We start from the raw sequence: 372 nt of genomic DNA on the forward strand, positions 1-372 counted from the left end.
ATCAAAACATGAGCTCAAATCACGAGAAAGAGATTCAACGTTTAAAGAAACAGAATCAGCTTCTCCAAAAAGAGAACTTATCCTTAAAGATTCAACTCGACGCCTCAAAAAAATTGGCAGCCTTGAGAAAGCATCCAAAAAAGAACTTGCCCAAGTAATTTATGACCTCAAGGCAAAATATCGTTTGAAAGACCTGATTGAAGCACTGCCAATCTCTATGTCGACTTACCAGTATTGGCAGGCTAAGTTTGAACACCCTGATGAAGCCGAAGAAGAGCTTAAATCCGTCATCAAGGGCCTGTTTGAATATTTTGAGGGCGACTATGGCGTTCGTCGGCTGAGCGCGCAAGTACGTGACTACTACCGAATTAT

1 pseudogene is annotated in these 372 nt (G+C 41.7%); it reads left to right on the forward strand.

Annotated elements, in window-relative coordinates:
- Nucleotides 1–372: pseudogene (locus tag LI126_RS14590) on the forward strand (hypothetical protein); the annotation flags it as partial.

It is taken from the genome of Mediterraneibacter sp. 210702-DFI.5.30 (assembly GCF_020560115.1).
In the GTDB taxonomy this organism is placed as follows: domain Bacteria; phylum Bacillota; class Clostridia; order Lachnospirales; family Lachnospiraceae; genus Mediterraneibacter; species Mediterraneibacter faecis.